At 59.3% G+C, this 23,203-nt stretch carries 21 protein-coding genes; 16 read left to right on the forward strand and 5 right to left on the reverse strand.

From position 1 onward, the window contains the following. The first annotated feature begins 202 nt into the window (after nucleotides 1-202). Both rhtA and BW686_RS05330 read left to right on the forward strand, forming a co-directional pair. Complete coding sequence (gene rhtA, locus BW686_RS05325; RefSeq protein WP_084915633.1) at nucleotides 203-1,090, forward strand: threonine/homoserine exporter RhtA; 888 nt, start codon at nucleotides 203-205, stop codon at nucleotides 1,088-1,090. 165 nt (nucleotides 1,091-1,255) lie between these two features. Further along, nucleotides 1,256-1,570: a hypothetical protein gene (locus BW686_RS05330; RefSeq protein ID WP_084915098.1), complete on the forward strand. Its 315-nt coding sequence runs from the start codon at nucleotides 1,256-1,258 to the stop codon at nucleotides 1,568-1,570. Between the two features lie 23 nt (nucleotides 1,571-1,593). Here the strand turns inward: BW686_RS05330 and BW686_RS05335 are convergent, their stop codons facing one another. Further along, nucleotides 1,594-3,402, reverse strand: a complete 1,809-nt coding sequence (locus BW686_RS05335; RefSeq protein ID WP_084915100.1) for an aminopeptidase P family protein — start codon at nucleotides 3,400-3,402, stop codon at nucleotides 1,594-1,596. 57 nt (nucleotides 3,403-3,459) lie between these two features. Continuing rightward, the gene (locus BW686_RS05340; protein WP_084915103.1) at nucleotides 3,460-4,641 is read right to left on the reverse strand and encodes a cysteine desulfurase family protein; all 1,182 of its coding nucleotides are present in this window, start codon (nucleotides 4,639-4,641) and stop codon (nucleotides 3,460-3,462) included. A gap of 690 nt (nucleotides 4,642-5,331) precedes the next feature. Between BW686_RS05340 and BW686_RS05345 the strand changes: the two genes are divergently transcribed. From BW686_RS05345 to ssuE, 13 genes are all read left to right on the forward strand, one after another. After that, on the forward strand, nucleotides 5,332-6,453 hold the full coding sequence (locus BW686_RS05345; protein WP_084915105.1) for a DegT/DnrJ/EryC1/StrS family aminotransferase: 1,122 nt from the start codon (nucleotides 5,332-5,334) through the stop codon (nucleotides 6,451-6,453). Between the two features lie 5 nt (nucleotides 6,454-6,458). Beyond that, nucleotides 6,459-7,988 (forward strand): lipopolysaccharide biosynthesis protein, encoded by a 1,530-nt coding sequence (locus BW686_RS05350; protein ID WP_084915108.1) that lies wholly within the window; start codon nucleotides 6,459-6,461, stop codon nucleotides 7,986-7,988. A 6-nt stretch (nucleotides 7,989-7,994) separates the two neighbouring features. Beyond that, nucleotides 7,995-8,921 (forward strand): glycosyltransferase family 2 protein, encoded by a 927-nt coding sequence (locus BW686_RS05355; protein WP_084915110.1) that lies wholly within the window; start codon nucleotides 7,995-7,997, stop codon nucleotides 8,919-8,921. Then, nucleotides 8,911-9,363: a low molecular weight protein-tyrosine-phosphatase gene (locus BW686_RS05360; protein ID WP_084915113.1), complete on the forward strand. Its 453-nt coding sequence runs from the start codon at nucleotides 8,911-8,913 to the stop codon at nucleotides 9,361-9,363. Before BW686_RS05355 ends, BW686_RS05360 begins: the two co-directional genes overlap by 11 nt. Next, a complete protein-coding gene (locus BW686_RS05365; protein ID WP_084915116.1) occupies nucleotides 9,364-11,580 on the forward strand; it encodes a polysaccharide biosynthesis tyrosine autokinase in 2,217 nt (738 codons plus the stop codon). Between the two features lie 59 nt (nucleotides 11,581-11,639). After that, the gene (gene rfaH, locus BW686_RS05370; RefSeq protein WP_084915118.1) at nucleotides 11,640-12,152 is read left to right on the forward strand and encodes a transcription/translation regulatory transformer protein RfaH; all 513 of its coding nucleotides are present in this window, start codon (nucleotides 11,640-11,642) and stop codon (nucleotides 12,150-12,152) included. Nucleotides 12,153-12,219: 67 nt separating this feature from the next. Next, a complete protein-coding gene (locus BW686_RS05375) occupies nucleotides 12,220-13,221 on the forward strand; it encodes a glycosyltransferase (protein ID WP_084915121.1) in 1,002 nt (333 codons plus the stop codon). Beyond that, complete coding sequence (locus tag BW686_RS05380; protein WP_084915123.1) at nucleotides 13,218-14,438, forward strand: glycosyltransferase family 4 protein; 1,221 nt, start codon at nucleotides 13,218-13,220, stop codon at nucleotides 14,436-14,438. Before BW686_RS05375 ends, BW686_RS05380 begins: the two co-directional genes overlap by 4 nt. Before the next feature lie 37 nt (nucleotides 14,439-14,475). After that, nucleotides 14,476-15,591 carry a glycosyltransferase family 4 protein gene (locus BW686_RS05385; protein ID WP_084915126.1) on the forward strand — a complete coding sequence of 372 codons (1,116 nt, stop codon included), beginning with the start codon at nucleotides 14,476-14,478 and terminating at the stop codon, nucleotides 15,589-15,591. Between the two features lie 70 nt (nucleotides 15,592-15,661). After that, a complete protein-coding gene (locus BW686_RS05390; protein ID WP_084915127.1) occupies nucleotides 15,662-16,891 on the forward strand; it encodes a glycosyltransferase family 4 protein in 1,230 nt (409 codons plus the stop codon). A gap of 11 nt (nucleotides 16,892-16,902) precedes the next feature. Next, nucleotides 16,903-18,312 (forward strand): undecaprenyl-phosphate glucose phosphotransferase, encoded by a 1,410-nt coding sequence (locus BW686_RS05395; protein ID WP_084915130.1) that lies wholly within the window; start codon nucleotides 16,903-16,905, stop codon nucleotides 18,310-18,312. Between the two features lie 114 nt (nucleotides 18,313-18,426). Beyond that, a complete protein-coding gene (locus tag BW686_RS05400; protein ID WP_084915132.1) occupies nucleotides 18,427-19,515 on the forward strand; it encodes a polysaccharide biosynthesis/export family protein in 1,089 nt (362 codons plus the stop codon). 246 nt (nucleotides 19,516-19,761) lie between these two features. Next, nucleotides 19,762-20,343, forward strand: a complete 582-nt coding sequence (gene ssuE / locus BW686_RS05405; protein WP_084915135.1) for an NADPH-dependent FMN reductase — start codon at nucleotides 19,762-19,764, stop codon at nucleotides 20,341-20,343. Nucleotides 20,344-20,351: 8 nt separating this feature from the next. On the opposite strand, the gene BW686_RS05410 is transcribed toward ssuE, so the two are convergent. The 3 genes from BW686_RS05410 to BW686_RS05420 form a co-directional block, all read right to left on the reverse strand. Next, on the reverse strand, nucleotides 20,352-20,960 hold the full coding sequence (locus BW686_RS05410; RefSeq protein WP_084915137.1) for a LysE family translocator: 609 nt from the start codon (nucleotides 20,958-20,960) through the stop codon (nucleotides 20,352-20,354). Nucleotides 20,961-21,085: 125 nt separating this feature from the next. Continuing rightward, entirely contained in the window at nucleotides 21,086-21,367 is a 282-nt protein-coding gene (locus BW686_RS05415) for a hypothetical protein (protein WP_084915140.1), read from the reverse strand. A gap of 88 nt (nucleotides 21,368-21,455) precedes the next feature. Beyond that, the gene (locus BW686_RS05420) at nucleotides 21,456-22,346 is read right to left on the reverse strand and encodes a LysR family transcriptional regulator (RefSeq protein ID WP_084915142.1); all 891 of its coding nucleotides are present in this window, start codon (nucleotides 22,344-22,346) and stop codon (nucleotides 21,456-21,458) included. A gap of 129 nt (nucleotides 22,347-22,475) precedes the next feature. Between BW686_RS05420 and BW686_RS05425 the strand changes: the two genes are divergently transcribed. Then, nucleotides 22,476-23,177 carry a CoA transferase subunit A gene (locus tag BW686_RS05425; protein WP_084915145.1) on the forward strand — a complete coding sequence of 234 codons (702 nt, stop codon included), beginning with the start codon at nucleotides 22,476-22,478 and terminating at the stop codon, nucleotides 23,175-23,177. Nucleotides 23,178-23,203: the final 26 nt, after the last annotated feature.

A 23,203-nucleotide genomic window follows, 5' to 3' on the forward strand; every position in this document is an offset into this window, starting at 1 on the left:
TCTGCGCCGGAAGTGGGGCGAATTATAGACAGATCACAGAGGGCGTCAACCGTTAATTTCAAAAACCCTGAAATCCGTTATACCAAGGTTATCTATATAAGAAGAACACAAGCCACTGAGCAATATATTGCTCAGTTATCATTTATTCCTCATCATGTCTGACCTTCAGAGCCCAGATCACACCCAGGACGCAAAAGCCGAAATGCCTCACAAATCCAGCAGTATCCTTTCAGCCCTTTTCCCTCTGGGGCTACTGATTATCGCCATGGTGTCGATTCAAAGCGGCGCTTCGCTGGCGAAGAGCCTTTTCCCCGTGGTGGGCGCCCAAGGCACCACCACCCTGAGGCTGGTATTCGCAAGCTTGATACTCCTTGTCATCCTTCGCCCCTGGCGAGCGAACCTGACTGCGAAGTCACTGCGCACCGTGGTGATTTACGGCATTGCGCTGGGCTGCATGAATTTCCTCTTCTATATGTCACTGCAGACAGTTCCGCTGGGTATCGCCGTTGCCCTGGAGTTCACCGGCCCGTTGGCCGTGGCCTTGCTCTCCTCACGCAAGCCCATAGACTTTCTCTGGGTGACACTCGCCGTCATTGGCCTGTTGCTGTTGATCCCGTTGGGGAGTTCGAACGCCGCAATCGACCTGGTCGGCGCAGGCTATGCACTCGGCGCAGGCGTCTGCTGGGCAGCTTATATAGTGTTCGGCCAGAAGGCCGGCGCAGACAATGGTGTTCAGACCGCCGCGCTGGGCGTCATGATTGCCGCTCTGTTTATTGCCCCCATCGGGGTGATACATGCCGGCAGCGCATTGCTGGACATTTCGTTGATACCCGCAGCGCTGGGTGTAGCGATTTTGTCGACCGCCCTGCCCTACAGCCTGGAAATGATCGCCCTGACGCGCATGTCGGCGCGAACGTTTGGCACTCTGGCAAGCCTGGAACCGGTCTTCGCAGCGCTGTCAGGCTTGGTTTTTCTTCATGAGGATCTATCGCTGACTCAATGGCTGGCCATTGGTGCAATCATTTTTGCATCGATCGGTGCGACCCTGAGTTCGGCAAACGCCAAACCCCAGTTGGTGCCTGCAGACTGAACACGCCAGTCGACGAGAAGCGATGCAGCACTAGCATTTGTCACGCGCATGAGCCATGTTTACACCTGACCGACACATTTTCGAGATGCTGCACTACGCTTTTAACGACCCATGATGCAGCGGCCAAGATGGACCGCGATCAGTGATGGCCCGCTAAGGAAAGGAATGAAATACTTTTTTATCGTATTGGCCATGCTCACGGTGGCAGGTTGTGCCGCCACCTCCAAGCCGGTGATGCCAGGCAAGCGCGGCATTCACATCAACTGTTCAGGGCTCACCTCGTCCTGGGCCAAATGTTATGAGCTGGCGACGAACGCTTGCGCGTCGAGAACCTTCAAGGTCATTGCCAAATCAGGCGATGTCGCTGAAGAACCGGAAGACTACCCCTTTGGCCTGAACCCTGCGGGCTACACCAGCCGTAGCATGATTATCGTCTGCAAGAAAAGCACACCGCTGAGCAACCCGGTGCCGCAGGACTGAACCTGCGGCAACCGAAGCCTTGTTCAGACGGCGACCGTTCGGGCCTGCAACCAGTCCAGCGCGGCGCCTTGAAGCAGTGGGCTCAAACGCCCCAGGACCTGCGCGTGGTAGTCGTTCAGCCAGTTGCGCTCTTCTTCGTTCAACATTGATGTTTCAAGGCAGCGGGTGTCGATAGGGCAAAGCGTCAGGGTTTCAAAACGCAGAAAGTCGCCGAACTCGGTTGTACCCGCCACTTGGTTGATCACCAGGTTTTCGATGCGCACACCCCAGCGCCCCGGGCGATAAGTGCCTGGTTCTATGGACGTGATCATGCCGGGCAACATGGCGGTCTGCGGTGTCGCAGGTGCTTGATAGGCAATCACCTGCGGTCCTTCATGCACGTTCAGGAAGTACCCCACCCCGTGCCCTGTTCCGTGGCCATAGTTGACGCCTTCGCTCCAGATCGGCGCGCGAGCGATGGCATCCAGCAGCGGCGAAAGAATGCCCTTTGGAAAATGCGTGCGCGACAACGCAATAACCCCTTTGAGCACACGCGTGCAATCCTGCTTCTGCTCGGCGCTCGGCGTTCCTATCGCAACCATGCGGGTGATGTCGGTGGTGCCGCCCAGGTACTGGCCACCCGAATCGATCAGCAATAAACCATCACCCTCGATGTGCGCGTGCTCCGCTTCAGTTGCGCGGTAATGCGGCATTGCCCCGTTGGCATTGAAACCCGCGATTGTTGCGAAACTGGGCGACACATAATCCGGGCGACGCTCCCGCGCCTGAGTGAGCCTTTCATCGATCGTCAGTTCAGTGATGGGCTCTTTCCCCAGCGCACCGTCCAGCCAGGCAAAGAACTCACAGAGCGCGGCCCCGTCCTGCTCCATTGCATGGCGAATGTGATCAGCATCGGTCTCGGTTTTTTGTGACTTCAGCAAGGTGCTGGGGTTCAGCCCTTCGACCAGCGTGACTTCGCTGTCGAGGTAATCGAGCAACCCGCATGTGACACGGGCAGGGTCCACCAGCAAGCGTGCGTCTTTAGGGAGTTCGCGCAGGGCCGCGCCAATGCGCGTGTATTCCATGAGGTTGATGCCGTCGCGCTCAAGACTCGCGCGCACACCTTCCGGCACCTTCCTGGCGTCGACAAACAGCGTGACACTCTGCGGACCGATCAGGGCAAAGGAGATGAACACCGGGTTATACGAGACGTCAGCCCCGCGCAGATTGAACAACCAGGCAATATCATCCAGTGTTGCAATGAAGTGCCAGTCCGCCTTGCGTTCGATCATGGCCTGACGGACGCGAGTCAGCTTCTCACCACGGGTCAGCGAGGCCTGTGGAGGCAGGTGCTCGTAAATCGGATGCGTCGGCAAGACCGGGCGGTCTTGCCACAGTTCGATAAGCAGGTCGATGTCGGTCCGCAGGCGGGCACCGCGCTCGTAGAGTTTGCTGGCCAGTGTGCGCGAAGAGGCAACGGCCAGGACCGCACCATCAACCGCCACCACACTTTCTGCCTTGGCCTGATCGGCCAGCCATTCAAGCGGGCCTTGTTGGCCAGGCATCAACTTGACCAGCTCTATACCGCTGCCGGCGAGTTCTTTGGTTGCCTGCTCCCAGTAACGACTGTCGGCCCATATGCCGGCGAAATCCTGAGTGATGATCAGCGTACCGACTGACCCCTGAAAACCTGACAGCCATTGACGCCCCTGCCAGTAGCCCGGCAAGTATTCGGAAAGGTGCGGATCCGCCGACGGCACCAGATAGGCATCGATGCGCTCCCGGCTCATCAAGGCGCGGGTTTGCGCCAGACGTTCTGCCACTTCTGAACCGACGTAGGATTGCGTGCTCATTGATTCTCCTGCTGACCCGAAAATAGACTGCTTTCGCTGGTTCAGATAATGGAGCACTCATCGAGACTGAGCAACCGCCCAGAACGCAGGCTGAATCAGAGCGTCTTTAATCAATCCGGCCGCGCGCTCGACGTCCTGTTCGCGCGTGAAGCGGCCCATGCTCAGCCGAATGGTCTGGCTGGCCGCCTGCGGGCTCAACCCCAATGCCAGCAGAACGTGAGAAGGCAGGTTTTTCGCAGAGTTGCATGCCGAGGTTGAGGAGAACGCAAGCTTTTTACCCAGCGCAGCCACGTCCAGATCATTGTTGCCAAACGTGAAACTGAGTGTGTGGGCAACCCGCCGTGTGGGGCTGCCGTTGATACACACGCCCGGTATCGCGGACAGTCGCTGGCGCAGAAGACCATTCAGCCGTTCGATCTCACGAACTTCGTCACCCAGCGTCTCGGCAGCGAGGGCAAAGGCAGCGCCCATTCCGGCGATCTGATGCGTCGCCAGTGTGCCGGAACGCAGGCCGCACTCGTGGCCTCCGCCATGAATCTGAGCCAGTAGCCTCTGCTCTGCACGCGGGCCTACATACAATGCACCGATACCCTTGGGGCCGTAGACCTTGTGCGCCGAGAAAGACATCAAATCAACCGCAAGCCGACGCAGGTCAATCGGCAGTTTGCCTGCGCCCTGCGCTGCATCGACATGCAGCAACGCGCCATGCCCCCGAACACGCCGGCCGATCTCAGCGATGTCGTTGACCGTGCCCAGCTCATTGTTGACCAGCATCAGCGAGACCATGAATGTGTCTTCGCGCAACGCGCCGCTGACCGCATCGGCACTGATCAAACCCTGGCTGTCAGGCGCAAGCCAGGTGACCTCGATGCCTTCATCCTCAAGTTGCCGGGCGGTATCGAGGGTCGCTTTGTGTTCGATCTGGCTGGTGATGAGGTGACCGGTTCGGGTTGCCAGCCGCTTTGCACGCTCCTGAGTGACACCTTTGAGCGCCAGATTACTGGACTCGGTCGCGCCGGATGTCCAGATGATCTGTGAAGCCTGAGCGCCGACCAGGCCGGCGACCTGTTCCCGTGCATGCTCTACCGCAACACGGGCTTTTTGTCCGAACGAATGAGAGCTGGAGGCCGGGTTGCCGAAATTGCCTGACGCTCCCAGGCACTCGACCATCACCCTGATAACCCGCTCATCCACGGGCGTGGTGGCGGCGTAATCAAAATACAGCACTGATTCGTTCATGCACTTTCCTCTGGATTGCACAGCCGGGAAATGTCGAGACTGAAGACCCCACCGTGCGTCTGAACGGCGTACGTCGCGCCAGGCTTGAACCCGAACATCAAAGACCATGCGAGGATCATGCACGCTTCAACATAGAACCAAAAATACTTAATTGTAAGACAAATAGAACAAAAGTGAATATAAAGCACTGAAACCAGCAAAAAATCTTGCCAGGACGAGGACAATCCAGGAACCACTCATGCTTCGTGTGCGCCCATCGGAGGTGTCAGTTAAATGCAGTTCAAGGTTGTTGTTTTTTTGACGCACTTAAGAATCAAAGGGTTAGAAAATAGGCAGGAACCCTTTATCAAAAAAACAACAGAAGACTGACGAAATAATTTGACAGATACCCTGCTGCCACCGATATATAGGCCTGTCAGACGCATCCTGATCGTTAAGCCAATGCCAAAGAGCAGGCGTCAGGATCACCACGTCGAAGTTGGCCGCTGTTCTGTCCCACGCCGTTAGTTATTTCCTCAGTGCTCTTCGAGTGCTGGCTGATGTCTGTTGACTCTTGAATCCCCCTTTTGAAAGTACTGAACACGTTCGGTATGGCGGTAGCGTTGCCTGGTGCAATGCAGCGCCTCCATTCCGCACGTGTCCGGTCACCCGTTCGGCACCCACCTGATTCAGAGAAACATGGAGGCTTCGATGATTAATGTGACCAAGAGCTACCTGGGTGATATCGATCAGTTCAAACACTACGTCGAAGGTATCTATGCCCGCGGCTGGCTGACCAATCATGGTCCGCTGGCCAAGGAGCTGACCGATCGCCTCAAGGACTATCTGGGCGTCCGGCACATTATTCTGACCAACAACGGCACCTTGGCTCTGCAGGTCGCGTATCGCGCGCTGGGCCTGAAAGGCAGCGCCGTGACAACCCCGTTCAGTTTCGTCGCCACCAGTAGCTCGCTGCAATGGGAAGGTATCCGACCGATCTTTGCGGATATCGATCCGGCCACCTGGAACATCTCGCCACAGCACATCAGCAACAGCATCGCCGAGGACACGACGGCGATTGTCGGCACTCATGTGTTCGGTAATCCGTGTGCCGTTGAAGCCATTCAGGAGATTGCCCGCACGCATTCACTCAAGGTGATCTATGACGGCGCGCACGCGTTCGCCGTTCGCCATTCGGGTCAATCCGTGCTCAACCATGGCGACATCAGCACCTTGAGTTTCCATGCCACCAAGCTGTTTCACACCATCGAAGGCGGCGCGATCATCACCAACGATGACGAACTGGCCAGGAGCGCGCACCTGCTGTGCAACTTCGGGATCTCCGGCGTGGACAAGGTCGACGGCATCGGCATCAACGCCAAACTCAATGAGTTCTCTGCAGCGATGGGGCTGTGCGTTCTGGACAATATCGACAGCATTCTCGAAGAGCGTGCAGAAATTGCCTACCGCTACACGTCAGCGCTGGAAAGCTACCTGGACCTGCAACAACCCCAGACAGACAGCGAGCTGAATAACAGCTATTACCCGGTGGCCCTGCGCGACGAGCAACAGTTGCTAGAGGTCCGTACTGCGCTGAACCTGCGCAAGATCAACCCCCGACGCTACTTCTACCCGTCGCTGGACACGCTTGAGTACTTGCAACCGCAACCGGCCCAACCCGTCTCTCGGGCGTTGAGCGAGCGGGTGCTGTGCCTGCCGATCTATCCCGGCCTGCAAAAAAGCGATCAGCACCTGGTCATCCGTACGCTGCTCGAAGCCTGCAGCCTCGGGGCCTCAGGTTATGGAACGCCTGCCATTGCACAGGTCAACTGACCGTCATGACCAGCAGTTCCTCCGTTAGCCAACGCTCGGTGCTCCGAAACACGCTCCTGAACTACGTCGGTCAGGCCTATGTGTTGCTGATCGGGATCCTGATCATGCCTTTCTACCTGGGCCATCTGGGTGCCGAGGCCTACGGCCTGATCGGCTTCTTCACCCTGCTGCAAGCCTGGCTGCAATTGCTCGATGCCGGTTTGTCTCCCAGCCTGGTCCGCGCCGTGGCGCATCAGAGGGGTATCCCTGTGCGCGAGCAAAGCCTCGGAGGGCTGCTGCGCTCGTTTGAGCTGATATTTCTGCCACTGGCGGTCTCCAGTGGCCTGCTCGTATTGACCGCGAGCACATGGATCGCTACGCGCTGGCTCAATGCAAACACGCTGCAACCCGACACCCTGTCCCACTGCATCGGGTTGATGGGGATGATCATCGCCCTGCGCCTGTATTCGACCCTTTATAAAAGCGGCCTACAGGGCCTTGAACAGCATGGCTGGCTCAACGCAGCCAATGTGTCGATCGCCACGCTGCGTTATGTCGGCGGATTGATACTGGTCAGCCGGTTTTCCCAGGACCCGCGACACTTTTTTGAATTTCAGGCAGCGGTCGGGCTGATCGAGACGCTGGTGTTCGCCTGCAAGGCTCGGCGCCAGATGCCCGCGCCGCATTGGCTGAGTGGCCTGGACTGGCAACGGGTCAAACCGGTCTTGCCTTTTGCCGGCAGCCTGTCGTTGAGTGCGGTGCTGTGGATTGTGCTCACCCAGATGGACAAGGCGCTGCTGTCAAACCGGTTGCCGCTGGACCAGTACGGCTATTTTTCCCTGATTGCGCTCATCACCACCGGCATCCTGATGCTGACCAATCCATTGGTCCAGACGCTGTTGCCGCGCATGACCGTGTTGATGGCCGAAGGCCGACGCGACGACATGCATGCCTTGTTTCTGGGGGCCAATCGCGCTGCCTGCAGCGTGCTCTTTCCACTGGCTGCCGTGATTGCCCTGCGTGCCGAACCGCTGATCTTCACCTGGACCGGCGACGCAGCAGCCGCGCACTGGATTCGTCCGGTCCTGGGCTGGTACGCGCTGGGCAGTGCAATCATGGCCGCCAGCGCTTTCCAGTTTTACCTGCAATACGCGTATGGCCAGATGCGGCTGCACCTCGGGTACAGCCTGATTTCAACCGTCATCACGGTGCCGGTGATGTGTCTCGCGATTCATTACCAAGGCGTCTATGGCGCGGCACTGGCGTGGTTTTTTCTGCGTGTGATCTCTTTCGCCATCTGGCCAATGATCGTGCATCAGCGTCTGGCGCCGGGCATTCATCGGCAATGGCTCAACGACATTGTGCGCATCAGCATCATGACCGTCGCCGGTCTGGCGATCAGTGAACCGGTGTTTCGCCTGATCGCAGACCAAAGCCGAAGCAGCCTGCTTCTGGCGATGGTCGCCAGTGGGCTGATCACGCTGGCGCTGGTGGTGGCGAGCCACCGGCCGCTGATGGCGAAAATCTACGTTCTGTTCAGCAAACCGAGTACCTGAGCCATGATGGATGTCATCGAAAAAAAGAAGGCTGCCCAGCCGCCGCTGCTGAGCATCGTTTGCCCGGCCTATAACCAGGAAGCCTTCATCGCCCAGGCGCTGGACAGTTTCCTGTCACAGCAGACGCGTTTCACTTACGAAATCCTGATCAATGACGATGCGTCCACCGACGGCACGGCGCGCATCATTGCGCAATACGCCGAGCGGTACCCGACGATCATTCGACCCTTCTATCAACAGGTCAATCAGTACAGCCAGGGCCTGCCCTGTGTTCCGGGGCTGTTTGCCAAAGCGCGCGGCCGTTATATCGCCTATTGCGAAGCCGACGACTACTGGACCGACCCGTGCAAACTGCAGCTGCAAGTCGACTTTCTCGAGCGCCATCCCGACTGCGTCATCACCTACCACGATGCGTTCGCCTTTGACGAAAACGGCCAGTACGGCGTGCAGTTACAAGGCCGCCTGCGCGCCGATGCGACGGCGCTGGAATTACAGAAAGCACGTCGGCTGTCGACCCTGACCACGTGCTTTCGCAATGTCTTCAGCACCATGCCCGCAGAGTTGAATATCCGTATCGCGCCGCTGAACGACCTGTGCTGGTGGTCCTTGCTAGGGGCCTATGGCAGCGGCAAGTTCATGGCCGAGATCAAGCCGGCAGCGTACCGGCTGCACCCTGGCGGGGTGTTCTCCATGCGCAGCGACAAACGCAAGATACACATGAACCTGCTGACCTGCTCCAGTCTGGCCAACTACTACAACCGTATCGGTGATCAGCCACTGTATGAGCATTTTCTGATGCAGACGGCTTGCCTGGCGCTGGCTGCACTTGCCCCTCGCCGCAAGCTTCAGACGGTGTTGAAGATGGCGGGCAACGTCGTCGGCAATCTGCTCAGGCGCTTGTTGCCGGCGCCCTCCAAACCCCATGTTCAGTAACGTCCTGGTGCTGTGCGTCGGCAACGTCTGCCGCAGCAAGATGGCGGTGGCCATGATGCAGCAGCGCCTGAATACCACAGCGCTATGCGTTCGGTCGGCAGGCATCGCGGCCTTGTCAGGCTCGCCGATAGACCCGGCGGCCCGTTCAGTGCTTGATTCTCATGGTGTCCAGCTCAGAGACCACGCCGCCAGCCAGGTCAGCCGCGAACAGCTTCAGCGGGCGGACCTGATCCTGCTGATGGAGCAAGCGCATGTTCGCGACGTGCTCAAATCAGCGCCCGAAGTGCGCGGCAGGACGTTCCTCATGGGGCGCTGGCAAGGTCCGCTCGACATCGTCGACCCCTATCGACGCCCTCTCTCAGCGTTTGAACAAACCTATGCGCAGCTTTCGCGGTGCATCGACGACTGGCTTCCTCATCTTCAGTCAGAAGAGACACAATAAATGACCGTCATGAACCGTCACGCCCTGGATGACTACCAGGACTCACGCATCGACCTGACCGCTGTCCTTCGGATGTTGCTGGATCACAAAGCCCTGATTTTCTGGACCGTCAGCCTGTTCTTTCTGATAGGGCTGGCCTACGCGGTGCTGACGACACCGCAATACCAGGCCAATGCCATGATCCAGATAGAACCCAGGAAAATCGGCATCGAGGGCACGCCAGAGATCAGTGGCAGACCGACATCGGTGTCACAGGCGACCACGGAAATCGAGTTGATCAAATCCCGCGCACTGCTGGGCAAAGTCGTCGACGATCTGAAGCTCAACGTACTGCAGACGCCGGACTTCTTCCCGGTGATCGGCCCGTACCTGTATCGCACCTTCACGCCCGGACGCCAACGCACAGTGGCAGAACCGTTGTTCGGCCTGACCCGATACGCGTGGGGCGGCGAAAAGATCGAGGTCTTTCAACTCGAGGTGCCGGACGCTCTGCTCGGCGAAAACCTGACCCTGACCGCAGGCCAGCCCGGCCAGTTCTCGCTCTACGATGGCGAGAATCGCCTGCTGCTCCGCGGTGGCGTCGACCGCATTGTCGAAGGCAACGGAGTCAAGATTCAGGTCGCACTGTTGCAGGCGCGTCCCGGCACTGACTTCACGGTATCCCGACAACGCACGTTCAGCACCGCGTTGAATTATCAAAACCGCCTGAAGATTACCGAAGCCGGCAGAGACTCCGGGATCATCTACCTGTCCATCGAAGACCGGGATGCGCAAAAGGCCAATCGGATTCTTCAAGAGGTGAGCGATCTGTATGTCCGCCAGAACGTCGAGCGCAGCTCTGCAGAAGCCGCTCAGCGCCTGGAGTTTTTGCGCTCGCAACTGCCTGCGGTGCGCCGGCAACTGGAAGCGTCGGAAGTCGCCCTGAACAACTTCCAGACCAGCGCCAGGTCCGTGGACCTGAGCATTGAAACCAAAGGTGTGCTCGATCAGGTGGTCAGCCTCGACGCGTCGCTTTCCGAACTGAAACTCAAGCGCGTCGAACTGGAGCGGTTGTATACCCGCGAACACCCGACTTACCGCAGCCTGATGAGCCAGATCAATCAGCTGGAGCAACAGAAGCAGGGCCTGCTGAAGAAGATCGAGGCACTGCCCATGACGCAACAGGAATTGCTGCGCCTGACCCGCGACATGCAGGTCACCAGCCAGACGTATACCCTGATGCTCAACAAGAGCCAGGAACAGGACATCTTGCGGGCCGGCAGCATCGGCAATGTGCGGATCATCGACCATGCCGACAGCAACATCGAAAAGCCCGTCAAACCGATGAAAAAACTGATCGTGCTGATTGCATCGCTGATCGGCGTGCTGGTGGCGGTGATCATCATCTTCATTCGCCACGCGTTCTATCGCGGCATTGAAAGCGCAGAGGTCATTGAAAGTCTCGGTACTCCGGTCTACGCATCGCTGGCCTACTCGCGTCAGCAGGATCGTCTGCAGAAACACAGCAAGAACACCCAGGCCACACCTGAGCCGAGACTGCTGAGCATTGCAGCACCCCATGAACTGGCGATCGAATCATTGCGCAGCCTGCGCACCAGCCTGCACTTCGCCATGCTTGAAGCGCGCAATAACGTGCTGATGATCTCGAGCCCGACGCCGGGCGCCGGCAAATCCTTCGTATCGGCCAATCTGGCGGCGATCATTGCCCAGACCGGCAAGCGGGTGCTGCTGATCGATGCCGACATGCGCAAAGGTTACTTGCACCGCGTCTTTGGTCTGCAACCCAGGCACGGTCTGTCCGACGCACTGGCCGGGCGTTTGCGCTACAGCGAGGTCATCAACCCGACACGGATCAGGCACCTGGAGCTCATCTCCTGCGGTTTCGCGGCGCCCAATCCTTCGGAGCTGCTGATGCATGACAACTTCCACACACTGCTCGCCGAACTGTCGCCCCTGTATGACCTGATTCTGATCGACACGCCCCCCATCCTGGCCGTGACCGACGCCACGCTGGTGGGACGTCAGGCCGGCACCTGCCTGCTGGTCGCCCGTTTCGGCATGACCACGATCAAGGAGATCGAGGCCTGCAAACGCCGTCTGGGTCAGAACGGGATTCTGATCAAAGGGGCCATTTTCAACGCAGTGGTGCGTAAGGCCATGACCTCCGACTACGACTGCGCCGCCTATGGCTACCACTACCATCCAGCGCCCCGATAGCCAGGGCACCTGCACGCGATAACCGATGCCCGAGCCGTTTCATTTAAAAGGAATTAACCATGCTCCTCGCTGAACAGGATGCTCGCTGGTACCTGATCCAGACCAAACCACGCCAGGAAGCCCGCGCCGCAGAACATCTGCAACGCCAGCACTTCGAGTGTTACCGGCCGTTGCAGGCGACAGCGAAAAAGACCGCTGCCAGGCTGCCGGCTGAAGAAGCACTGTTCCCTGGCTACCTGTTCATTCGCATGGACCGGGTGCATGACAACTGGTACCCGATCCGCTCTACCCGTGGGGTCTCGCGCATCGTGACCTTCGGCGGCCAACCGGTGCCGGTTCGCGACGCTCTGATCGAGCAGATCCGCCAGCGTCTGTCTGCACCGCCAGCCGATACCCGATTTACCCGGGGCGATACGGTGCTGATCACGGCGGGCAGCCTGAGTGCTGTAGAGGCCATTTTCCTGACGGCGGACGGCACCGAGCGCGCCGTCATTCTGCTCAACCTGCTGCAACGCCAGCACAAAGTGGTGCTGCCCATCAGCAGCCTGTCACGCGTTGAAGTCAGCGCTTGAGCGCGCTGCGCCCCTAGAACGCCGCCACACACCGCATCGTCCATGCCACTCGCACCGGAACCGCATCATGCCCTGCCAGACCACCCTCGTGACGCTCACTTATGGTGACCGTCTCGACTATCTGCACACGCTGGTCAGCCGCTCGCTGCAAAGCCCGCTGATCAACCGGGTCATCATCGTCAGCAATGCATCCGTCGCGCCGCTGCACACGCTCTGCGAAAAGTGGCCGGACAGGGTTCAGGTGATCCGGCTTTCCCACAACACCGGTTCGGCCAACGGTTATTCGGTTGGCATCAAGGCTGCGCTCGACGCCGGGGACGATTACATCTGGCTGATGGACGATGACAACGCGCCGACCCTCGACGCCATCGACGTGCTGCATCGAACGCTGCACGAAAAGGAAGAAAACGGCGGCAAGGACAGCACTGCGGTGCTCGGTTTCCGACCGACTCACCAGGCCGATATCGCCGCTGACGTTCCACTGCGTTACGCCATTCAGCGTCGCTCGAGTTTCTTTGGTTTTCACATGGCCCAGTTGCCTTACAAGATCTGGCGCCGCCTGCCCTGGGGCCGGCCTCAGACGGTCCGCCCCTTGCCGAAGCTGGTGCAATTGCCCTTTGCGACCTATGGAGGCTTGCTGGCCCATCGCAGCCTGTACTTGAAGATCGGCCAGCCAATGGATGCGCTCAAACTGTACGCGGACGACACTGAGTACACCTGGCGGATTACCGAAAGTGGCGGCACGTTGTACCTGGTCACCGATGCACGGCTTGATGACCTGGAAGACTCCTGGAACATCAAGGCGCGTACCCGTAACGTTTATGAAAACTACCTGTTGGGCGGATCGGATCTGCGCGCTTATTACGCAGCGCGCAATCAGGCCTGGTTCGACAAGCATGTCTGGGCATCCTCCGCGCTGAGCCACCGACTCAATCGTCTGGTCTTTCTCTGCATGCTGAGTCTTTACGCACGGCGTCATGACGCCATGCTGCGCCTGCACCTGCTGAAGCATGCCATTCGCGAGGGGGAAGCCAGCGTACTGGGCCTGAACGAGTCGTACCCGCTATGAAAATCCTCTTTATCAGCAGCCTTTACGCACCCGATATCGGCGGTGGAGCGGAAATCATTCTGCAACGCACCGCCGAAGGTCTTCAGCAGCGCGGTCATACGGTGGTGGTGCTGGCCACCTCCGATCAGCCAGGACTGCAACTGGCGGAAGTGAATCGCATCAAGGTCTATCGGGCCGGGCTGCTGAACCGCTACTGGCACTTCACCGCCCAACGGCCCGGCCGTCTGGCGCGCTTGGGCTGGCACTGGCGTGATCGCTACAACACCGGCATGCGCGAGTACGTAGGCCGGGTGATGGCGGCCGAACAACCGGAGCTGGTGGTGTGCCATAACCTCACCGGCTGGTCGGTGTCGGCCTGGGACGAAATCAGCAGTGCCGATTGCCCCATCGTCCAGGTGCTGCACGATCTTTACCTGCTGTGTCCGAGTAGCACCATGTTCAAAAACGGGCGGAGTTGCCAGCAGCCGTGCAGGATGTGTTCGCAGTTTCGCAAGCATCACGCTCGACAATCAGAGCAAGTCAGCACCGTTGTGGGGGTCAGCCGCTTCATGCTCGACACCCTTCAGGCTCAGGGCTATTTCAAGGGCGCGCGCGGTTATGTGGTGCATAACGCCAGCCCGTTTTCACCCCCGCGTCCCGAGCGGCTCACCCCGGATGATGCCGCACCACTGCGCTTCGGCTACCTGGGCACGCTGTCGGAAAACAAAGGGGTGGGATGGCTGATCGATCAGTTCCAGCACTTGCCGTTCAACGCCACCCTGCAGATCGCAGGGCGCGGCCAACTGGCTGACGAGAAACGCTTCAAGGCCTTGGCCACTTCGCCCCGCATCCGCTTCGTCGGCTTTCAGCAGCCCGACATTTTCTATCCGCAGATCGACGTGGCCGTCGTTCCTTCGATGTGGAACGAGCCGTTCGGCATGGTGGCCGTCGAAGCCTGTGCGCATTCCCGTCCGGTGATCGCCAGCCGCATGGGCGGGCTGACGGAAATCATTCAGGACCCGCTCAACGGTCTGCTGTGCAGCCCCGATGACCCTGATTCGCTGGGCCTGGCGATGCTCAAACTGCATCAGCAACCCGACCTGCTGGCACGCCTGAGCCGTCAGGCTCGGAACAGTGTCGCGTCCTTGTTGAACCTGGACCTGATGCTGGATCAGTACGAAAGCATTTTTGCCCAGACGCTTCAGGACCGCATCACCTGGCGCGGCGCACGCGCCTGATTTCAGCCAAATCAACCTCAACAGCAGGAAGCTAGAGATGATTTTCATCAATTCACGGTTTCTCACCCAGGACATCAGTGGTGTGCAGCGCTATGCAGAACAGATGTGCCGGGCGCTCAAGCGCCTGCGCAAGGATCTGGTTTTCGTGGCACCGCGCGCCATCAGGCTGCATGACTGTGCCCGTGCGCTGGACGCACAACGCATCGGCTACACCACCGGTCATCTGTGGGAGCAGATCGATCTGCCGCTGTACCTGAAACGTCAGGGCAGCCCGCTGCTGATCTCGATCAGCAACACAGGGCCGATGTTCTATGGCAACCAGATAGCGACCCATCACGACATCAACTATGTTCGCTACCCGCACAGCTATACCCGGCTATTCCGGCTGGCCTACCGCACCATCACCCCGATCCTGCTGTCCAGGGCCAGAACCCTGATCACCGGCAGCGGTTTTTCCCGAGCGGAAATATCTTCGTTCTACGGGTATCCCAAGGACAAGGTGCTGGTCGTGCCCGCAGCGGTCAGTGATGCGTTCACACCGCGCCCGGTCAATCCCGACCGCCCGAACTACCTGCTGGCCGTCTCGTCACCCGCTGCGCACAAAAACTTCAACCGGATGATCCAGGCGTTTCTCAGCCTGCGTGGCCACGCAGAACTGCAACTGCATATTGTCGGCGCAGCGACCGGCGTGTTCGCCGATCCTGACTTACAGCGTCTGGCCTGTCGCGACCCGCGCATCCGCTTTCTGGGGCGGCTCAGTGATGCCGAACTGATCGAGCAGTATCAAGGGGCTATTGCCTTCGTGTTCCCGTCTCTGTACGAGGGCTTCGGGATCCCGCCGCTGGAAGCCCAGGCCTGCGGCTGCCCGGTGCTGGCAGCCAATGCCGCCTCGATCCCAGAGGTGCTGCAGAACAGCGCGCTGTATTTCGACCCGCTGGACGTCAGCCATATGGCGGCTGCGATGCAGCGCGTACTGGTCGACGCGCCACTGCGCCAATCGTTACGCCAGCAAGGGCTGGAAAACGTTCAACGCTTTTCATGGGAACTGTCCGCATTGCGCCTTTCCCGGCACATCGATGCGCTGCTGGCGCCCGCTGACGATGTGCGCGGTAAACAACCTGTGGCCCCACGAACCTCTTCAGGCAAGCCCTGAACCGACCGCTGCATCGCCGGACACATTGCCACGTCTGCAACAGCGTGAGCACATCGAGCAAGGAGCCCTCATGAAAATTGCTATCGTCCACGACTGGCTGGTGACGTATGCCGGTGCCGAACGCGTACTCGCGTCCTTGATCAATATCTGGCCGGACGCTGATCTGTTCGCCGTGATCGACTTTCTCAGCGATCAGGACCGCGTGCATCTGCGCGGCAAAAAGCCGAAAACGACGTTCATTCAGAACCTGCCCGGCGCCCGAAAATACTATCAACGCTACTTGCCGTTGATGCCGCTGGCCATCGAACAACTGGACCTTTCCGGGTATGACCTGATCATCAGCAGCAGCCATGCAGTGGCCAAAGGTGTGCTCAGCGGCCCGGGGCAACTGCACATCAGCTATGTGCATTCGCCCATTCGCTACGCCTGGGACCTGCAGCATCAGTACCTTCAGGAATCCGGGATGGACAAGGGGATCAAAAGCCGACTGGCACGCCTCGTTCTGCACTACATGCGCCTGTGGGACCAGCGCACCTCGACCGGCGTGGATGCATTCATTGCCAACTCGGGGTTTGTCAGTGCCCGCATAGACAAGGCTTACCGACGAGACTCCACGGTCATCTACCCGCCAGTCGACACGCTGGGTTTCACTGCGCAGGGTGCGCGTCAGGATTTCTACCTCAGCGCGTCACGCATGGTGCCTTACAAGCGCATGCCGATGATCGTCGAGGCCTTCGCTGCCATGCCGGAAAAGCGCCTGATCATGATTGGCGAGGGGCCGGACCTGGCCAAGGCTCGCGCCCTTGCCTGCCATTCGCCCAACATCACGTTGCTGGGGTTTCAGCCGGCTGCCGTTTTGCTGCAACACATGCGCAGCGCCAAGGCCTTTGTCTTTGCTGCCGAAGAGGATTTCGGCATCAGTCCAGTCGAGGCTCAGGCCTGCGGTACGCCGGTGATTGCATTCGGCAAGGGCGGCGTACTGGAAACCGTCCAGGGACTTGATCACCCCCACCCGACCGGCGTGTTTTATCGACAGCAGAACGTGGCATCGCTGATCGCCGCCATTGGCGAATTCGAAGCAGAGCAATCACGCATTACGCCACAGGCTTGTCAGGCCAATGCCGAGCGCTTTTCAGTGCTGCGCTTCGAGCAGGAAATCCAGGCGTTCGTCGAAAGCCGCCTGGCCACGGCCCACCTGATTCATCTGGCACGCCTGCCTCAGCAGCACTGGATCGCTCACCCGTCACCGATAACCAGCAGCGACTTGCCGGGCCGTGTCGTTCCCATCAAATCCGTGTGAGGAAGCCGCCGATGTCTATGTCCATTCGCGGCATTCTGCATGCCCACCAATCAGCGCTGTCGCTGGCCCATCGACTGCTGGATCTGGCAGTGATTGTATCAATGGGTTACTGGCAGACCGGACTGACGACGATCAGCAGCACCGAGACCTGGTTTCAGGTCATCCTGGCGGTGCTGCTGTTCCACTGGTTCAGCGAATATCATCAGTTATATGGCTCGTGGCGCGGCGAACGCATCCTGCGCGAGCTGACCAAGGTGTTCCATTACTGGGCAATGAGTTTTGTCATCCTGCTCTCGTTGAATTACCTGCTGCTCAAGCGTTTGCAGATGCCGGATAACGAGCAGATGAGCTGGTTCGCCCTGGTCCTTGCAACGCTGTGCGGGTATCGGCTATTGATCCGCCTTGCATTGCACACACTGCGGCGGCATGGTTTCAACACCCGTCGGGTGGCAATCGTCGGGACCGGCCAGGTCGGCGAGCGGCTGGCACGCTCGATTTCCCTCGCGCCGTGGATGGGCCTGAACCTGCTGGGCTTCTATGACTCGCACCCGCAACAAATGAATCAGGACGCCGACCGGCGCCGCCTGCCGGTGCTGGGCGATCTGGATCAGTTGATCGAGGATGCCCGCGCCGGACGAATCGACAAGGTCTACATCACCCTCGCCTTCAGCGCAGAACCACAGTTGCGCGAGCTGATCACCGGCCTGAGCGATACCACCGCGTCGGTGTACCTGATTCCGGACGTGTTCATGTTCGACCTGTTGCACGCGCGCAGCGAAAGTATCAACGGTCTGGCCAGCATCAGCATTTTCGACTCGCCCATGGACGGTGCCTGGAGCCTGGTCAAACGCATTGAAGACATTCTGCTGTCCAGCCTGATTCTGCTGCTGATCGCCCTGCCGCTGCTGCTCATTGCCACCGCCATCAAGCTGACCTCACCTGGCCCGGTGCTGTTTCGCCAGCGACGTTACGGCCTGGACGGCAGGTCGATCATGGTCTGGAAGTTCCGCAGCATGAGCGTGCTGGAAAACGGTGACGTGGTGCATCAGGCCACGCGCAACGATGCGCGAGTCACGCCACTGGGCGCGTTTCTGCGGCGCACCTCGCTGGATGAACTGCCGCAGTTCTTCAACGTGCTGCACGGCGAAATGTCCATCGTCGGCCCGCGCCCGCACGCCGTGGCGCACAACGAACAGTACCGCAAGCAGGTCCGCGGCTACATGTTGCGCCACAAGGTCAAACCCGGCATCACCGGCTGGGCGCAGATCAACGGCTGGCGCGGCGAAACCGACACGCTGGACAAGATGCGCAAGCGGGTCGAATTCGATCTGGAATACATCGAGCACTGGTCGGTCTGGCTCGACCTCAAAATCATTCTGCTGACGCTGCTCAAAGGGTTCGTCAACAAAAACGCCTTCTGACTCTTCCCTTCTCTGACGAACGCCGAGGCCACCCTCGGCCCGGACGGTGTATTTAATTTACGCAGTCCGGGACCTCGTACGCACAAGGAGCCATGCCATGAAAGGAACCGTGATATGAACCGAACGCCAGTCGCTTTACTGCTCGCCTGCCTGATCCTGCAAGGCTGCGCCTTTGCCCCCGGCCAACACATGACGCAAGACGACGTCACCCTCAGCGACCCGGAAGAACCCAAAGCGCGTCTGGTCGAGATGACCCCGAAAAGTCTGCAACGTCAGCAGCAGCGTGACATCGCCGATGCCAAAGCACTGCCGCAGGCGTTGCTTGACTACAAGACCCCGGAATACGTGATCGGCGCGGGCGACACCCTGCTGGTGACCGTGTTCGAACACCCGGAATTGACGGCGCCGGGGTCTCAGGACCAGCTGGATGCCAATACCCGCGAGGTATTGAACGACGGCACACTCTATTTCCCCTACATCGGACGGATTCGTGCCAGCGGCAAGACCGTCAGCGAAGTGCGCGAACAATTGCGCATGGGGCTGGCGCCTCAATACACGGAGGTCAAGGTTGACGTGAAAGTGCTGCGCTACAACAGTCAGCGCATATTGCTGTCCGGTTCGTTCAAGGTTCCCGGCCCGCAACCGATCACCAATATCCCGTTGAGCCTGGTGCAGGCGGTCAGCGTCGCGGGCGTTGACCTGACAGACGCCAACCTGGCCGGGCTGACCCTGCGACGTGACGGCCAGGACTACCTGATCGACATTGACTCGCTGAACCGCAAAGGCTCGCAACTGAGCCGGATATTCCTCAAGGACGGCGACTATCTGCACTTGAACAGCAACTCGAGAAACAAGATCTACGTGCTGGGCGAAGTACGCAACCCGCAGGTCATTTCGTTCGGCACGACGCGTCTGACGCTGCTGGAGGCATTGGGCAACGCGGGCGGCTTGAGCCCGGACAGCGCTGACGGTGACGCGGTCTACGTGATACGCGGCGCAGAAAACTTCGCCGATGCCCCCTCGACTGTCTACCACCTCAATGCCAAAAAGCCGACCGCGTACTTGTTGGCCGGACAGTTCGAGCTCAAGGCTCAGGACGTGGTATTCGTCGGCCCGGCCGACATCACCCGCTGGAGCCGGTTTATCAGCCAGTTGCTCGGCTCGGCCAGTGTCGTACAGACCGGTGCCGCGTTTCGCAACTGATCGGACTGCCACCCCACAGGCTCCCTGCAACCCTGGTTGCAGGGATTTTTTTGCCTGCAGAACAGCCCGGAACTGTTGCCGGAGCAACAGCCATTCAACAGTTACCGGCTGAGGTGTCAGCAAGCGGACACCGTCACCACTCGGCAATCCGTGCGAAGCCCCGTATCGCCGGGGCATTGAGACGATTGCAACAGGCTGGCACACAAGCTGCTTTGCAGAGGGACGCTTATCGCAAGGAATTTCCGCATGCTCGTTGTTTCACTCTCAGGCAGTCCGTCTCCCAAATCCCGCTCCGGGGTGGTACTGGCCCACGCGGGCCGATGGCTGCAAGAACAAGGTGTCGGGGTCACGACGCTGCGCATTCGCGACTTCAATGCCGAAGACCTGCTCTTCGCCCGTTTCGACAGCCCTCAAGTGCTGGCCTTCATCGAAGCGGTCAGCCAGGCCGATGGCCTGTTGATCGGCACGCCGGTCTACAAGGCGTCATTTTCCGGCGCACTGAAAACCCTGCTCGACCTGCTGCCGGAGCGCGCACTGCATGGCAAAGTGGTTTTGCCGCTGGCAACCGGTGGAAGCATTGCGCACATGCTGGCTGTGGATTACGCCCTCAAACCGGTGCTTTCCGCCCTCAAATCACAGGAAGTGCTGCACGGTATCTTCGCCATCGATACCCAGATCGCCTATGGCGACAATGAAGAAGGCGGCACGCTGGACGACATTCTCACCGAGCGGCTGCATGAAGGGCTGGAACACTTCTACCACGGCCTGCAACGCCGATTGCAGGCACGTCATCAACAGGCAGGCGGGCATTTGCAACTGGCCTTGTAACGCCAGGCTCAGTGCTCGATAAACAGCGGGTACAGCGACGCCACCAGCAATGCCGCCATCACGCCGTTGAAAACACGCAGGCCAAGTGGGTCGCGCAGGAAGTTGCGTAAAAAGCTGCCGAAGCCGGCCCACATGCCCACGCAGGGCAGACCGATCAACGTGAACACCGCCGAGATCACCACCACGTTATAGAAGTAACCCTGCATCGGGGTGTACGCACTGATTGCACCGATCGCCATGATCCAGGCCTTGGGGTTGACCCATTGAAACAGCGCAGCGCTCATGAAACTGATCGGCTTGCCTTTGCTTTCGACGTTTTCGGCGGCCGGGCCTGACGTGGCAATTTTCCAGGCAAGGTACAGAAGATAGGCACCGCCCACGTAGCGCAGAATCGTGTAAAGCAGCGGCCAGGTCTTGAACACACTGCCCAGCCCGAAGCCGACGGCCAGCACCAGAACGAAAAAGCCAAGGCTGATGCCCAGCATGTGCGGAAGGGTCCGGCTGAAACCGAAATTGACGCCGGAGGCCAGCAGCATCATGTTGTTCGGGCCGGGGGTCACCGAAGTCACGAACGCGAACAGCGCAAAGGCGAGGAGTAAATCGAAAGAGAGCACCATAAAACCTGTCCGGATCAGTAAGTCAGTCACTTACCCTATCGAATGCCTTGCACAAAACACACGGACAGCTGGGTGAAACTTTCTACCGTACAGTTGGCGGAGAATTGCAACAATCAGCAGACTGATCAGCCTCGTGGGCTTTGTGCCTGAATGCCGAGGTCCACGCTGGTCTCGCCACTTTTATCGAACTCGCGCACTTGCTGGGTCTGGGGGTCGGCCAGCAATTGCGCTTTGCGGGCCTGGTATTCATCGAACGACAAACCGCGACGGTTCAAGTCTTCCAGCGCCAATTGATGGCTTTCTTCAGTGCTGAACGGGCGCTGCTCGACCGCGTGATGAGTGGAGCAGCCGGAGACCAGCGCAACGGTGAATGTCAGGACAAGCGCAAGGGCAACTATACGGTTCATCTGGGGCCTCCGGGCAGGCTTCATGTCGGGAATGAAGCAAGGTTACGCCCGCCCCTGCCGCAGCAAAAATCAACCAACGTGATAGTGGCTATCGACTTTCCCGAGCATGCTCGACCAGCACCTCACGCAACGCCTGCGCAGCCGCTGACAGCTTGTGATCGGCCAGCATCAGCAACCCGATGCGCCGCTCGACGCAGGGTTCGACCAGCGCAACGCAGCGCGCACCCAGTTCCTGCATCTGCCCGATGCACAGCGATGGCACGGCGCTGACGCCCAAGCCATTGGCGACCATTCGCCCGATGGTAGAAAGCTGATGGCTTTCGAACGCCACAGACAGTTTGCCGTGCCCGGGTTCGATGGCCTGCTCCAGTAGCAGGCGCACCGCCGAAGGCCGCTGCAATGCAATGAAATCTTCGCGCAGCAGTTCCGCCCAGGACACCTCGGCACGCCCGGCAAGCGGCGAATCACTGGCGACGACTGCCACGAACCGATCCATACAAAACGGCGTGAACAGCAGCGCACCGCTGGACTCCGGCTCGAAGCCGATGCCCAGCTCCACGCGGCGATGGCGAACCATTTCCAGCACTTGCTCGTTGATCACGTCATGCACCGCAACGTTGACCCTCGGGTAGCGCCCGCGAAAGACCTTGAGCGCGCCGGGCAACAGGTTGCCTGCGAACGACGGCATGGCCGCAATCGACACCCGCCCTGTTTGCAACGTGAAGCGCTGGCGCAGCAGTTCCTCGGTGTTGTCCCAGTCTGCCAACAACTGCCGCGCCAGCGGCAGCAGGGTTTCGCCTTCTGGCGTCAAGCCGACATTGCGCGTGGTGCGCGTCAACAACTGCCCGCCCAGGTCCTCCTCAAGGCCCTTGATGGTCAGGCTCAGTGCCGGTTGCGACACGTTCAGCCGCTCACAGGCCTGAGCGAAACTGAAGTACTGCGCCACTGCCAGAAAAGCCCGAAGCTGTTTGACGTTCATATATTTGCTTTTCTTATCAATTGATCAGAAAAACAAAATTAACAAATCAGTGTCACCGAGAGAAGATGCAAGCCACACGATCCTTTGGCAGCACGACTGCCGGTCAACAACTATAAAAGGCGGATCATCATGGCTGGACTCGATAAACGAGTAGCAACCTACGAAGAAGCCCTTGCCGGGCTGACCGACAACATGACGGTGCTGTGCGGCGGCTTTGGCCTGTGCGGCATCCCGGAAAACCTGATCGCACAGATCAAGCGCATGGGCATCAAGGGCCTGACGGTGGTTTCCAACAATTGCGGCGTTGACGGCTTCGGGCTCGGCATCCTGCTTGAAGACCGGCAGATCCGGAAAATGATCTCTTCCTATGTGGGCGAAAACGCCCTGTTCGAACGGCAATTGCTCAGTGGCGAGCTGGAAGTCGAGCTGACCCCGCAAGGCACCCTCGCTGAAAAACTGCGCGCAGGCGGCGCCGGTATTCCTGCGTTCTACACCGCGACGGGCTACGGAACACCGGTGGCGGAAGGCAAGGAAACCCGTCAGTTCAACGGTCGTAACGTGATTCTCGAAGAAGCCATCACCGGTGACTTCGCACTGGTCAAAGGCTGGAAAGCCGATCACTTCGGCAACGTGATCTACCGTCATACCGCCCAGAACTTCAACCCGGTTGTGGCCACGGCAGGCCGGATCACCGTGGTCGAGGTCGAAGAAATCGTAGAGCCTGGCGTGCTGCTGCCAAGCCAGATCCACACGCCGGGGATTTATGTCGACCGCGTGATTCAGGGCACTTTCGAGAAGCGTATCGAGCAGCGCACCGTCAGAAAACCCTGATTGCGGAGCCGTTCCAGGCATACAAC

It is taken from the genome of Pseudomonas syringae (assembly GCF_002157375.1).
GTDB lineage: Bacteria > Pseudomonadota > Gammaproteobacteria > Pseudomonadales > Pseudomonadaceae > Aquipseudomonas > Aquipseudomonas syringae_T.